General features: G+C 59.7%; 11 protein-coding genes. 1 reads left to right on the top strand and 10 read right to left on the bottom strand.

Features of this window, described 5'->3' with window-relative positions:
- Window positions 1–110 precede the first annotated feature (110 nt).
- The 3 genes from ACSFC5_RS20230 to ACSFC5_RS20220 all read right to left on the bottom strand — a co-directional run bounded on the left by ACSFC5_RS20230 (window position 111) and on the right by ACSFC5_RS20220 (window position 3076).
- Window positions 111–905 carry an IclR family transcriptional regulator gene (locus ACSFC5_RS20230; protein WP_440767028.1) on the bottom strand — a complete coding sequence of 265 codons (795 nt, stop codon included), beginning with the start codon at window positions 903–905 and terminating at the stop codon, window positions 111–113.
- A 621-nt stretch (window positions 906–1526) separates the two neighbouring features.
- Window positions 1527–2609, bottom strand: coding sequence for a Gfo/Idh/MocA family protein (locus ACSFC5_RS20225; RefSeq protein ID WP_440767027.1), 1083 nt, complete (start codon window positions 2607–2609; stop codon window positions 1527–1529).
- 164 nt (window positions 2610–2773) lie between these two features.
- Window positions 2774–3076, bottom strand: a complete 303-nt coding sequence (locus tag ACSFC5_RS20220) for a mannonate dehydratase (protein ID WP_502263040.1) — start codon at window positions 3074–3076, stop codon at window positions 2774–2776.
- Between the two features lie 30 nt (window positions 3077–3106).
- Here ACSFC5_RS20220 and ACSFC5_RS20215 point away from each other — a divergent pair, with 30 nt between their 5' ends.
- Window positions 3107–3754, top strand: coding sequence for an HAD family hydrolase (locus ACSFC5_RS20215; protein ID WP_440767026.1), 648 nt, complete (start codon window positions 3107–3109; stop codon window positions 3752–3754).
- A 152-nt stretch (window positions 3755–3906) separates the two neighbouring features.
- On the opposite strand, the gene ACSFC5_RS20210 is transcribed toward ACSFC5_RS20215, so the two are convergent.
- From ACSFC5_RS20210 to ACSFC5_RS20180, 7 genes are all read right to left on the bottom strand, one after another.
- Entirely contained in the window at window positions 3907–4776 is an 870-nt protein-coding gene (locus tag ACSFC5_RS20210) for an SMP-30/gluconolactonase/LRE family protein (protein ID WP_440767025.1), read from the bottom strand.
- Window positions 4777–5377: 601 nt separating this feature from the next.
- Window positions 5378–6319 carry a DUF7260 family protein gene (locus ACSFC5_RS20205; protein WP_440767024.1) on the bottom strand — a complete coding sequence of 314 codons (942 nt, stop codon included), beginning with the start codon at window positions 6317–6319 and terminating at the stop codon, window positions 5378–5380.
- A 187-nt stretch (window positions 6320–6506) separates the two neighbouring features.
- Window positions 6507–7667: an acyl-CoA dehydrogenase family protein gene (locus tag ACSFC5_RS20200; RefSeq protein WP_440767023.1), complete on the bottom strand. Its 1161-nt coding sequence runs from the start codon at window positions 7665–7667 to the stop codon at window positions 6507–6509.
- A gap of 182 nt (window positions 7668–7849) precedes the next feature.
- Complete coding sequence (locus ACSFC5_RS20195) at window positions 7850–8782, bottom strand: HpcH/HpaI aldolase/citrate lyase family protein (protein ID WP_440767022.1); 933 nt, start codon at window positions 8780–8782, stop codon at window positions 7850–7852.
- 660 nt (window positions 8783–9442) lie between these two features.
- Window positions 9443–10216, bottom strand: a complete 774-nt coding sequence (locus ACSFC5_RS20190; protein WP_440767021.1) for an IclR family transcriptional regulator — start codon at window positions 10214–10216, stop codon at window positions 9443–9445.
- Window positions 10217–10506: 290 nt separating this feature from the next.
- Entirely contained in the window at window positions 10507–11253 is a 747-nt protein-coding gene (locus ACSFC5_RS20185; RefSeq protein WP_440767020.1) for an SDR family oxidoreductase, read from the bottom strand.
- A gap of 184 nt (window positions 11254–11437) precedes the next feature.
- Entirely contained in the window at window positions 11438–13444 is a 2007-nt protein-coding gene (locus ACSFC5_RS20180; RefSeq protein ID WP_440767019.1) for a TRAP transporter permease, read from the bottom strand.
- Window positions 13445–13456 lie beyond the last annotated feature (12 nt).

Below are 13456 nucleotides of genomic sequence, written 5' to 3'. Positions count from 1 at the left end.
GCCCGACAGCCGAGTGGACGACAAATACCGACGCGTTACGTGGATGCGTACTATCATACCCCAAAACTCGTTTGACATGGGTAAACGACTCCGATCGATCTCTGAGACGACTACCCCGAAACCCCCTCCCACTCGGAGTACGTGGTGTTCAACTCTACGACGCCGCCGACGTTGTGGAGTTGGTTTGGTATTCGCGTTCGGAACCGGTCCCCCTCGAGACGTTCCCTCGGCGCGGAGATGCTGATTGCACCCAGCAGATCCTCCGAGCGGTCGGTGATAGGGACGGCGACGCAACGAACGCCCTCGTACTGTTCCTCATCGTCAAACGCGACGTCCCGGGATCTGGTCCGCTCGAGTTCGGCCAGCAGCTCGTCCCGACTCGTGATCGTCTGGGACGTGTACTCGGTCAGCTCCATCTCCTCGAGCAGGTCCGCGACACGGCGTTCCGGCAGCGCCGACAGGAACGCCTTCCCGGCGGCAGTACAGTGGAGCTGTTCGACCTGTCCGACGTACGATCTGGTTCGGTCGACGTGCTCTCCCTCGGACTGGTATAGCGTGACTCCGTGCCCGCGCTGTTCGACGACGAGTCGGACCTCTTCGCCGGTCTGCTCGGCGAGCTGGTCGATGTTCTTCTTCGCCAATCGGTAGAGTTGCTGGTTGGCGCGGGCCTGTCCGCCGTACGTCAGAAATCGGAGTCCGAGCTGGTACTCCCCGTTGACTTTCTCGAGACAGTTGTGGATCTCCAACGTTTTGACGTAGTGGTGGACCGTGCTCTTGGACATATCGAGCGCGGCGGCGAGTTCCGTGACGCCCGCTCGCTCCCGGTATCGAATCGCATCGAGGATCCGAATCATGCGCTCGACCGATTTGATCGTCTTTCCCGTCCCCGAGTGGCGCTCGTTCATGTCAGCACGTACTAGCTGCGCCATCAAATAGTTTTACATCGTCAAACAGGCGCGGGTCGACTCGAGAAAGACGAGGGTGGGCAGACACGTACCGCCAGCACAGCGACGAGGACGCCCCTCGCCCGGCGTGTAGTCTACAGTCGTTCGGTACGTGATGGGTTTCCACCACACGTCGTGTTAGACTACTGATACCGAGTCGCTGATACCGATTTTCCTGCCGATTACTGTCGGTGACCGCATCGACACTATTGTGGTGCCTCGACCCACTGGTCACTGGAATTTCGTGGGACTCGCTCGACGGCGCACCCGTTGTAGATTTACAACTGTACTACCGTATAGAATAGCTGTCGATCAGACGCCATTTAGGGAGTGAGCTTACAGCGGTACTACTGTATACCACTAACTCCGACCCGTTCAGACTAGCCGTCACATCGGTCCCTCAGCAGGTACCGATCGATTTGATAGTGGGAAACAGCGAGTGAGTAACTCGAGAACGGGCACTGTTCGTCTTCGGCCCGCCGAGAGGCCGAACTCAGGAAACCCAAAGTAGACGTCGAAACCGCCACAGCGCGAGCAGCGTCGCACACGACCTGCAGGTTCGACCCATCACAACGCGACCGATCAGATGAAATCGTTTTGGTCGTTCTGTTCGTAGATTCTGTGAACCACTCGCTGGACGTCGAGTGCCTGTTCGGGGGTGTTGATCGACGGCTGTTCGCGCGTCTGTACCGCCTCGGTGAACTCCCGCATCTGTTCGCGGTACGGATCGTTCTGATCGGTGGTGACGGAGATATCGAGGAAGTGATCGGCACCGCCCGACTCCACGCTGAAGAAGTCGAGCATCTGCACGACATCCGCTTCGCTGTCGACGATATCGGTGATATCGAGCCGCGCACCCATCTCCGTCCCGTGAATGTAGTACGCGTGTTCCGGTTCGGCGTTCGTGGCCCATGCGATTTCGATAGATGCCGTCGTGCCGTCGTCGAACTCGATGAAGCCGGAGGCTGCGTCCTCGACGTTGAACATCTTCGCTTCGTCGTCCTCGCCCCACATGTCGAGGTAGGCGTACGACTCCCGGTGGCCGAAATCACAGCGCGTAGAGGAGACGAGGTTCGTCACCGCGGGCGAATCCAGAAAGTAAAAGAGGAGATCGAAGACGTGGATGCCGATGTCGATGACCGCGCCGCCGCCTGCGATCTCGTCCGACGTGTACCACGACCCTCGACCGGGAACGCCGCGACGCCGGGTGTAACTCGCCTCGATATGGGTGATCTCACCTAGCTTCCCCTCGTCGATGTACCACTTGAGGATGTTACAGACGTTGATAAAGCGACTCTGGAAACCGATCATACACACCTGTCCGGTTTCCGCTGCGACCTCGGTGATTCGCTCGGCGCTCTCTAAGGAGTGTGCCAGCGGCTTCTCGATGAACACGTCGATCCCCTGTTTCATCGCGTCGACGGCGACCGGTTCGTGGAACTTGTTCGGCGTCGTGATGACCAGGGCGTCGATGTCCTCCTCGAAGAGCTCCGCCCGCTGTTCGTACAACCCACCCTCGAATTTCGGGGCGATGTCCCCCAGCGTTTCGAGACTCGGGTCCGCCCCGTAGAGTCGATGTCCGAACTCCTCGAGAATCTTCGCCCGGTGTAATCCGTAGGTAACCAACCCCACGACCCCGATATCGAGTTGGCCGTTCGTGTTCATACCAGCGAGTATGACCACCAGTGTCATACAACTTTCGTCATCTACGCTTCCGGTTCGTGATCGTGCACCTACACTCGGTCAGTGCTCTCCAGCCGACGGATATCTCTTCAGGAGCGGCGGTCACCGTCGGATCCCCGTAACCGACTCACGAATCGATCCGGCGATCAGCGTTCGATCTGCTCGAGTAAGCCGCGCATGTAGCCGATCGCGAACAGGCGCCCGTTCGTGTGGTAGCCCGGGTTGCTGTTGTCCTCCCCGGCCATCGTCACCACGTGGTCGGGACGCATCGGGCCGTCGAATCCGATCTCCTCGAACGCGTCCATGGCAGCGAACATGTCCGTCGGTCCGTCGTCGTGCCAGGTTTCGACGAACTTCGAGGGCGTCCCCTCGACGTCGCGACGGATCGACGGGAGATGCGACGGAATGACCGACGCAGTCCACGCAACGGAAACGAGGGGAACCGACACGCATTTGACGGTCGACGGCGACTGCCGCGTATGTCCCAATTCCGAGCGGTGTTGTTCGACATGGACGGCGTTCTCGTCGATTCCGAGGCGCACTGGCACCGGCTGTGGCGCGAAGTGGTGTTTCCGCTCGTTGACGCCGACCTGTCCGTCGACGCGGTAACCGGCCGGAGTTTCGAAGAAACCCTCGTCGAACTCGAGCGACGCCACGGCCTGTCCGACGATCGGCTCGCGGTCGAAAACCGACTCAGAGACGCCGGCGAACGGATTTATACCGACCACGTGACCCTCACACCGCAGCTTTCTGCGCTTGTCGACACGATCCGCGGTCAGGACATTTCCGTGGGAATCGTCTCCTCGTCGCCGCGACCCTGGATCGAGCACGTCGTCGAGCGGTTCGACCTCGGTCCGCTGGACGTCCTCGTGAGCGCCGAAGACGTCGACGCGCCGGGGAAACCCGCTCCGCACGTCTACGAGCGCGCGGCCGAGACCCTCGAGGTCGATCCAGCCAACTGTCTCGTCGTGGAAGATTCCGAAAGCGGGGTCGCCGCAGCAGCCGCGGCCGGTGCGACCGTCGTCCGTTTTCAGCGGGGCGACGTCGCCGACCCGCTTCCGGACGCCGACTCGACGGCGCCGGACCCCGCGGCACTTCGATCAACCGTTACCGCATACCTCGATTGAGTAACAGGTTGCTATCGACGTTGGTCGCTCGAGTCTCGTTCGTGGCGTCGCCAGAACTTCTCGCGTCTCTACTGACGTCCAACTCAGCAGGAGCCGGCAACGGTACACTGCGGAAATCGGGGGGATACTCGAAAACGATCGGTACTGGAACGTCACTCAAGGGCGATCCGTGACCGGAACTCGGGACCGCCAGTGACGCCGACATCCGGGACCCGAAAGAGTGCGCCCGCACCGTCGCCCTCGGTAGCCCGATCCGCGTCGGTCAGCGCCGTCGTCAGGTAGAGATCGCGATAGTTCGGTCCGCCGAACGTGACGGAAGAAACTTTTCTCGCTGGGAGTTCGATCTCGTCGATCGGTTTCCCGCCAGAATCGTACCGGACGACTCGCCCGCCGTTCCACCGGGCGGACCAGATACAGCCCTTTTCGTCGACGGTCATTCCGTCCGGAACACCGTCGTCCGCGGGCGTTTCGAGGAACGTCCGCTCGTTCGAGAGGTCGCCGGTCGATCGATCGTAATCGAACGCGTAGATTCTGCGGGCCTCGGATTCTGTGAAATAGAACGTCTCGTGATCTCTGGAGAACCCCATTCCGTTGGCGATATCGACGTCTTCGACGAGGACCGTCGAGGTGCCGTCCGGCTCGAGCCGATAGAGGTCACCGAGTTCGTTCTCGCCGGGCATCGTCCCGCAGTAGACGCGTCCCTCTGGATCCGCGATAACGTCGTTGAACCGCGTGTCGGCGTCGATTTCGGCGATCGGGTCGGCGGTCTCCGCCCCGGGAACCCAGCGGCTGACGGTGCCGTGAGTGAACAGGAGCAGTGCGCCATCCGCTTCGATGGTGTAGCCGCCGAGCGGTTCGTCGTCCGTCTCGTAGACGCACTCGTACTCGTCGCTCTCGGGGTCGTATCGATAGAGCCGACCGGCCGGGATATCCACCCAGTACAGTCGCTGTTCGTCGGGGTGCCACAACGGTCCCTCTCCGGTATGCGCGCGGGTATCGGCGACGCGGATGACGCGAGCCATAGTGCGTGTTTCACCGATTCTCACTTTACTCTAACTGTACGCGGATCGCGTACACGAAACGTAGCGTGTCAGAACTCGCTACCTGTAGAAGGATGTGAAATGACAATCTTAGAATAACTTGATAGCCGTTTTCTTCATAGCAGAGGTTTTCAGGCTAATTGTGGTAATTTAAAACCTTATTTTCCCTCTAAAGACCAACTGTAGTTGGTTATCGAGGAAGTTGTGTGAAATGTTGGTGAAACAGTATACGAATTGAGTCAAAGTTAGAGGAAGTGTACTATTATACACAGCACCTGATGTGTTGGTAGTATTCAGTTTAGCGTTCTGTATCGAGATCTGCTTCCAAGAGTGCAACGCCGATAAAAGAATAAACGGCACTAGGTGCGTGAATCGGAGTCGCTGAAACGCGAATTGTAGTTCGATCCGTGATACGCGGCCACGGACTCCGAGCCGACATCGGGTCCCAGTATGATCAATCTGTCTAGTAGTATTCGAAGGAGATAGGTACACACCGGAGAGTTGGACACCGAGTTTCGTCAATCCGCTTGGGACGCCGCGACAGGTGAGTACCCGAATCACCGGAGACAGGTGGGCACCCGGATCACCGATACGTGATCGCGCGTCGGACCGCCTGCTGGCGCGTCTCGAGTCGCGAGTACAGTCGAACACAGGCGTCTAACACCGGAAAGTCGGTCTCGAGTTCGGCGTACAGGTAGGATTGAACGAACAGCGGGTCGAGATTCGATCGGAACGTACTCTCGGTGTGGATGTGGTGTTGGCGACTTCGGAGCAATCGTTCGCACCGATCTTTTCGCCGGGACAGCCGTTGCTCGTGGTCGAAGAGATCGGTGAGCGTGACCTCGGGCAGCGGCGGTTCGGCCTCGAGATCCGACGCAATCTCTCGAAGGTTGCGCTCCGCGCAGTCGAGCGAATCGCGTTCCGAATCGATCGTTTGCAGCAGTCGCTCCCGGCGGAGGCTGGCCTCGGTCGCCCGCTGAATCGCCGCTCGCTTGACCGGAAGCGAGAATTGATCGCCGTGGACGACGGCCGTCGCGACGTCGTCCGAGAGTTCGGACGCCATGTTGTCGTACAGCCCTTCGCCGTACAACTGATCGTAATGCTCGAGTTCCATGATGCGTTCTCGGTAGGCGGCCCGAACGCTATCGAGTTCTCCCACGACCGCGTTCGCGTGCCCCACGCCGACCAGCGGGAGCCCCCCGCTAGCGTCGGCCGAGACGGGAATCGAGTCGATCTCAATCGCGAACTGGTGGAAGGCGTCGCGCTCCTGCATCAGTTGCTCGCCCTCCCGATCGACGGCGGTTCTCGCCGCAGGGATGGAGCCACTGGCGACGAGCGCCCCGAGTGCGATGGAAGGGACGTCGGTACCCAGGCCGGGCGTCGGCGAGTGGCCGTCGGATACCCAGACGAGCCAGACGACGAACAGGCCCATCGTCACGACCCCGATCTCGATCGTCTGTTTCGGTTCGTCGTGTACGGTTCGAGGGCGAGCGGCACCGTCTGGAGAGGTGGTCGCGGTAGTCATTGAGTACGTACTCGTTCTATGGTACGTAATATCATAGTTTCTGTGATCGAAGTTACAGTACGAGCCGGCGAGTTGCAGTTCTGCTCGAACGCGACTCGCTACGACGCCACGATCTAAGCCGTTCCCGAAACCTGGGCATTGTAACCAGTGGCCGTCGAGCGATACCGACGAGAAACGCAGGCGGAAGCTACGAGGAGAGTAGCTTATCGGCGATGATCCGCTTCTGAATCTCGCTCGTCCCCTCGAAGATGCGGGTGAGTCGGGCGTCACGCCAGTAGCGTTCGACGTCGAAATCGGTGGTGTAGCCGTAGCCGCCGTGGATCTGGATGCCCTCGCTCGTGACGCGCTCCGCGACTTCGCTCGCGAACAGTTTCGCCATCGCGGCCTCGGCGTCCGCTCCCTCGCCCTGGTCTACGGCGTCCGCGACGAGGAGCGTCAGCGCTCGAGCGGCTTCGACCTCGGTCGCCATGTCGGCCAGTTTGAACCGGATCGCCTGGAACTCCGAGATGGGTTCGTCGAACTGCACTCGTTCCTCAGCGTATCCCAGGGAATCTTCGAGCGCGCCGCGGGCCAGCCCGACCGCCCTGGCCGCCGTGTGAACCCGGCCCTCCTCGAAGAACTCCATGATCTGGTAGAACCCCTGCCCCTCCTCGTCGCCGACGAGTTTATCCGCGCTGACGCGGACGTCGTCGAAGTTGACCTCCCACGTCTTCCAGCCGTGGTAGCCGATCTTGTCGATCGCGGTCCCGCTCAGCCCCTCCCGGTCGAACGTTCCGGCCGGCTTTTCGACGATGAATCCGGAGATACCGCGGTAGGACGGCTCCGCATCGGGGTCGGTGACGGCGTACGTCAGGATGAAATCCGACCCCTTCGCGAACGTACACCACATCTTCTGCCCGTTGAGGACGTACTCGTCGCCGTCTCGCTCCGCCCGCAGTCGCATGTTCGAAACGTCGCTTCCGGCGTCGGGTTCGCTGATCGCAATGCTCTTGAGCAGTTCCCCCCTCGCCATCTTCGGGAGGTACTCCCGTTTCTGTTCCTCGGTCGCCCCGGCGAGACTCTGGCCGCGGGCGATGATGCTGCCGACGCTGAGCCAGCCTCGAGAGAGTTCCTCCGCGATCACCGCGTAGGCTTTGAGATCCAGCCCGAGACCGTCGTACTCCTCGTCGATGAGAATGCCGAAAAAGCCCATCTCGCGGAGATTGTCGACGAGTTCGGCAGACATCTCTTCTCGCTTCGGGTCCCGTTCGCTCGCCTCCGGCAGCACTTCGTTCTCGACGAATCGTTTCGTCTCGTCGCGGAACAGTTGGTGTTCTTGATCCAGAAGGACGTTTGAGATCCCGGTCATTGCATATACTCACCTGGCAAGCGTTATTAAGCGTTCTCACTGCTGCAGGGATCGTGACAGGAGGTAGACGGCGGCGATTCGCTACAACCTCGACAAAGCTACCGCCACCACATCCGAGGAACTCGTAGCGAGGGATAGTGAACGCGAGCGTCGAGATGGGGTCACGATCCGTCGGTCCCTCGTCAGTACCCGTCGAGGTCCGCCTCGATCTCGAGGTCGTCCTCGAACGCCGTCGCGTACTCGAGGTAGCGTTCCGCCGTCGAAATGTTCGCGATATCGATCATCTCGCCTTCGTACGTCACTGCACTCTTGTTCTCCCGTTCGGCCTCCTGGAGCGCCTCGAGCGCGCCGATCCAGTACTCGACGGTCTCGGCGTCGGGGAGGAACAGTTCGTTCGCGTGTTCGACGTGGGAGGGGTGGATGACGATGTAGCCCGTATAGCCCATCTCTCGGGAAAACTGCATGTCTTCCCTGAGTCCCTCGATGTCGCCGACGTCGACGTACGGTCCGGCGAGCGGGTGTTCGATACCCGCCGCTCGAGCGTCCATCAGTGCCTGTTGGCGGAGATGAACCGTCTCTAATCCCTCCCGGCCGGGTCCGGTCCACTCGAATCTGAGCGCTCGATTGGTGTCGGTCCCCTTCACGGCGCCACAGCCGATCGTCGCGACGCGTTCGGCGGCCGTACAGATGTCGTACACCTGCCGCATCGACTGTGCGGTCTCGATGTTGACCAGCAGTTCGACGCCGTTTTCGGGTAGTCCCTCGCGGCGTTCGATGTGCGTCAACACCGAATCGAGTCGCTCGATATCGTCCGGGTTCCTGACCTTCGGGACGGTGATCGCCTCGACGCCGGCGCGGACGACGGCCTCGTAGTCGTGTTCGGCGACCCCCTGGCTCGCGTTCGGGTGTGCGTTGACGCGGACGTGGATTCGCTGTCCCTCGTCGGCGAGCGCCGAGACGTTGTCGGCGACGATCCCTCTCGCCGCCTCCTTCTCCCCCGGCGGTACCGAATCCTCGAGGTCGAGGATCACGACGTCGGCGTCGTTCGTGTGGGCGTTCGCGACCCACTCTTCGCGGTTCCCCGGGACGAACAGCGCGGATCTGACCGGTTCCATACGCTGACGTCGTTCGATGCGTTCTTATATGTTACCCAATCGCGAGATCGCTTCCGACGGTCGGTTTTCGTCCGTCACTAGTCCTCGGATCGAGCCAGACGAGCAACTGCTGGTCGGCGTCGTACCGGCGCAATACTGGAGTCCACTCGGTCATTTGCCAGCCGCGGAATTGGCGAGGACCAGCGGTTCGGATTCGGGTTCACCTCGAATTCGAATTCACCATGAAGCGCCGATTTGAACGATCTGAGAGTCTAAATCAGCCGCTATTGGAATCCGAGCCGACCCTGCTGTTCACTCACAGGGAACGCAGTGTGCAGTCACCGCCAGTACACACCACTCTCCCACAAGGGAGAGTGCGTCAACGAAAACGAACTCGTATGCCAACGGATCGACCCCATCCAGAGTACCACGTCCGGCCGCAGCAGACGTAGATACCGCGGTGTTGACAGCGTGTAACACGGACGGCCGTTGCCGGCCGAGCGGTCGACGGCTAAGCCGAAGTACCTCCGAGTAGGGTACTGTGTCAGCCAGGTGTATTTACAGAAGTACTTCTGTAATTTTGTGTGAAAGAGATCCAGTGGCGGGAGGCGGTCAACACGACAAAATTTTACAATAGTACTTCTGTAATTCTCCCATGGCCGAGGAACCTAGTGGTGGTCGCTATTCGACGTACCGCATCCGCAGTTCGAGTTCATTCGCTGCCTCCCGCACCAGTTCTGCGCACTCGGTGTGTACGGTGTCCTGCGATAGATGGTCGGCTGGGCCGGTAATACTGATCGCTCCGATCTGATCCGTATCCGGGCTCTTGACCGCAGCAGCGATCGACTGAATGTCCTCGATTCGCTCCCCTGTGCTCGTCGCGTATCGCTGCTCGCGGATCTCCTCGAGTTCGTTCCGCAACTCAGCTGCATCGGTAATAGTGTTGTCCGTCTCGCGCGGGAGGTTCGTTTCTTCGATGATGTCCTCGACCGTCTCATCGGGAAGTTCCGCGAGGATCGCTTTTCCTGCGGCGTTCTGGTGAATGACGTACCGGTTCCCGAGCGGGACCGGTTTCCGGAGTCCGTAGCGATCGTTTTCGATGAAAACGAAAACGCCGTGTGTCCGATCGCGGAGAATGAACGACGCCATTTGATTACTCTCTTTGGCCAGATCTTCGACCGTAGAACGTGCGCATCGGCAGAACGCGTTCCGGTCGCGGATATGGCCGCCGAGTGTGAGCAGTTTCAGGCCGAGTTGATACCGTCCACCGTTGTTGACGACGTATCCGTGTTCTTCAAGCGTTTTTAGGTGTTTATGAACGGCACTTTTCGAGAAGTCGACCGCGTCCGCCAGCTCCGTAACTCCCATCTCGTCTTCTTGGTGGATGCATTCGATGATAGAGAACATCGTCTGATCGGACTTCACAAACTCGCTCGCCCCTGTGTTATCGGTCATACTGCGTGTTAACGGCTTCCATGTTAATTAATCATTCGCACAGTTGGCCAAGAGGTCCGCCGTGTCTGCCAGTTTGCTTCACGGATCGGATCTACACCCGTTCGCTGAGAGAGGAAGACGCCGGTTTGTGTTCGCTGAGAGAGGACGTGAGGCGGGGGACGAGAGCGGTGGTCCCCCGACAGCGGATGTACATTTCCGACGCTTCCTCCCACAACCGGAGCTGAACGGGGGACTCTCGTTCGCGGCAAAAAGCGGGTTTCCACAGGCCGTACCGTTCGACTGTCGGTTCGTTAGAACGACGCAAATTTATCCCGTCGATACAGGTCGAGTTCGTTGACGACGTTTGGCGGTTCCTGTTCGGCTGCAAAAGCGATCGCTTCCGCTATCGTTTCCGGATTCGTGACTTCATCCGGATCGAACCGATTCTGAGAGATTTCGTCTCTGTACTCCTTCCCAAATTCCGTTCGCACTTCGGTCGGATTGACGATGCTGACACCGATCCCGTCGCTGCCGACCGATCCAGCGAGACTGAGTGCAAACCCTCGTACCCACCACTTCGACGCGGCGTACACTGGGGCGCCTGGTCGCGGATACTGACCGGCGAAGCTGCCGACGAAGATCGCATTCCCGGCCGTCTCCCGAAGGGAGGGAAGCGCCGCTCGAGTCATGAAAAAGACCCCGTCCACGTTTACGCCCATCACGGTCCGATACTGTTCGGTAGGCGTGTCTTCTACCGTCTCGTGGCCGGTCGCCATTCCGGCGTTGTTGACCAGCACGTCGATCTCATCGAAGGCCTCGACGGTGTGTTCTACAGCGGCTTGCACTTCGTCCTCGTTACTGACGTCCGCTGGAAGGACGAGGGCCGATCCCTCCGTTTCCGCCTCGAGACGATCAGCTATCGTCTGTAATTTCGATTCCCGACGAGCGATCATCGCGACGTTTGCGCCGCGCTTGGCCAGTGTCTCTGCAGTCGCTTCGCCGATACCGGCGCTCGCGCCGGTAACGACGGCCGTCTTCCCAGATAGTAACGACGTCATGCTCGTAGGTAACCATCCTCAGTGCATATAACTATTGCTCCGGTGAAACGTCGGCGGAAATCGAAAGGTCAAACGGATAACCGAATCCGAATCGGCTACTCCGCGACCGTGACCGGTATCCTCCCAAACGAGAAAAGACACCGCGAACGCGCGCAAACCGCTCGAGATCGAAGCCGAACCGTTCTCAGTCTTCGGCCGTTTGGACGCTCTCCGACTTGGATTTCCGACTGAATCGGTTTCGGATGTGGCTTCGAAGTTGCACTGCCATCATCACGAGGATGACTGCAACGCAGACGAGTCGGACCATCATGCCGGGGTAGACCATCGCGAGCACACCGAGGACGAAGTAGACGCCCTTGACGGGGAACTTGATGAACGGGCTCTCGTGGAAGAACTTCCCGTAGTAGTTGAGACCGTGAGCGATGCCGAGCGCGCCGAGCAGGGCGATGAGTCCCGAGAAGAACGTTTCCAGTCCCCAGCCACCGACGACGATTTCTGGATTGTAGATGAACGCGAACGGCAGGACGTAGATCGGCGCAGATATCTTCAGCGCCTCGTGGACCGTCCGCCAGAAATTGCTTCCTGCAATCCCTGTGGCAACCACGACTGCGATCGCGATTGGGGGCGTCAGCCCGGACAGAATCGCAGCGTACAGCACGAAGAAATGGGCTGCCAGATCCGGAACGAAGAACTGCTGGACCAGTGCAGGCGCGATTAACGACGCGACGATGACGTACGCCGCGACGGTCGGCATTCCGAGTCCCAGAATGATCGAGATAACCATCGCAAGGATCACTGCGTAGAGCATGACGCCGCCGGAAATATCGAGGAGGGCGAGCGAGAGAACGCCCGGAATACCCGAGGCCTCGAAGACGTCAACGACGCCGTTGATCGCCGCGATGATGATCGCGATCGGTGCGAGAATCATCGCGCCCTCTCTGAAGCCGAACGCCGTATCGTGAAGGAGGGAAACGAACTCCTCCGTGAGATCGTTCCCTTCCAAAGCCGCCGTCACTAACGGGAACCCGAAGCCGGTGATGAACATCATGATGATGGTGTAAAGCGCGGACGTGAGCACGGTGTACTGGAGCACGCCGAGCATATAGACCAGGACGACGAACGGGATACCGAATCGGAGACACTGGATCGCGAACTCCTTGGTCGACATCGTCTCCTCGAACCGGTCTTCCGCGTTGAGATCGATCGTCTTCCCCTGGAGTTCGCCGATACCCTTGTAGTGAACGGCAATAACGACGGAGCCGTAGAAGATGAGGGCAGGAACGATACCCGCGACCATGACTTCCACGTAGGTGATGCCGAGAAGCGAGGCCATCACGAACGCGGCCGCGCCCATGATAGGGGGCATGATCTGCCCGCCGGTCGACGCGACGGATTCGATACCACCGGCAGTTTCGCCTTTCATGCCGCTCTCTTTCATCAGCGGGATCGTGAACGAACCAGTGATCGCCGTGTTCGCCGCCTGACTGCCGGTGATCGAACCGATGATGATGCTCGAGGTCACCGCGGACAGCGCAATTCCGGAGCGGACGTACGTCGCCATCCGGAACGCGACGCGCATGATGAGATCGAACGCCCCGAAGCCGCGCATTAACCCGGCGTACAGCAGGAATAACGCGACCCAGGTCGCGATAATCCTCGATATCGATCCGTAGACACCCTGGAAGTCGAGAACCATGATGTTTGCCGTGCGGTTGAGGCTGAACCCGCCGTGGCGGAGGATACCCGGAGCGAGGTCTCCGTAGAGACCGTACAGCAACGCGGCGACGATCACAGCCAGGAACGTGAGACCGTAGGCTCGGTACGAGAGATAGAGGATCACGAGGACGAACGCTGCGGCTAATACGTACTCACGAGGTAACGCGGTCCCGACGCGGATCGATAACAGCGTGTCGTAGAACGCCGTCATGTACACCGTCGTCACGATGGTGATGACTGCGGAGACGCCGAGACCAGCTACCTCCAGCATCTTCTCCTCCCTGTACGCCTCGATCATTTCGTTACCGAGATAGACGACGATGATGGCGCCGAGGAAGATTACCGTAAACAGGATCCGATCCATTCGTTGCGTGAACGCGTAGTACAGGACCCAAACCCACGTTATGATCGCTAATGCCGTTACCAAGTCGTTGGCGACCTCTAAGCGGTCTTTGTTTGAAATTGAGTAAACCATAGTTTGTTGCCC

The sequence above is a fragment of the Natronorubrum marinum genome (assembly GCF_052040125.1).
Taxonomy (GTDB): Archaea; Halobacteriota; Halobacteria; order Halobacteriales; family Natrialbaceae; genus Natronorubrum.
Note: the sequence above shows the minus strand (reverse complement) of the source record. Positions and strands in the feature narration are given on the sequence as shown.

Bases quoted from the DNA above. Each gene is read 5' to 3' on its own strand.
- ACSFC5_RS20190 (WP_440767021.1), bottom strand. From the start codon at position 10,216: ATGACCGATAACACAGGGGCGAGCGAGTTTGTGAAGTCCGATCAGACG.
- ACSFC5_RS20210 (WP_440767025.1), bottom strand. From the start codon at position 4,776: ATGGCTCGCGTCATCCGCGTCGCCGATACCCGCGCGCATACCGGAGAG.
- ACSFC5_RS20200 (WP_440767023.1), bottom strand. From the start codon at position 7,667: ATGACCGGGATCTCAAACGTCCTTCTGGATCAAGAACACCAACTGTTC.
- ACSFC5_RS20195 (WP_440767022.1), bottom strand. From the start codon at position 8,782: ATGGAACCGGTCAGATCCGCGCTGTTCGTCCCGGGGAACCGCGAAGAG.
- ACSFC5_RS20205 (WP_440767024.1), bottom strand. From the start codon at position 6,319: ATGACTACCGCGACCACCTCTCCAGACGGTGCCGCTCGCCCTCGAACC.
- ACSFC5_RS20180 (WP_440767019.1), bottom strand. From the start codon at position 13,444: ATGGTTTACTCAATTTCAAACAAAGACCGCTTAGAGGTCGCCAACGAC.
- ACSFC5_RS20215 (WP_440767026.1), top strand. From the start codon at position 3,107: ATGTCCCAATTCCGAGCGGTGTTGTTCGACATGGACGGCGTTCTCGTC.
- ACSFC5_RS20225 (WP_440767027.1), bottom strand. From the start codon at position 2,609: ATGAACACGAACGGCCAACTCGATATCGGGGTCGTGGGGTTGGTTACC.
- ACSFC5_RS20185 (WP_440767020.1), bottom strand. From the start codon at position 11,253: ATGACGTCGTTACTATCTGGGAAGACGGCCGTCGTTACCGGCGCGAGC.
- ACSFC5_RS20230 (WP_440767028.1), bottom strand. From the start codon at position 905: ATGAACGAGCGCCACTCGGGGACGGGAAAGACGATCAAATCGGTCGAG.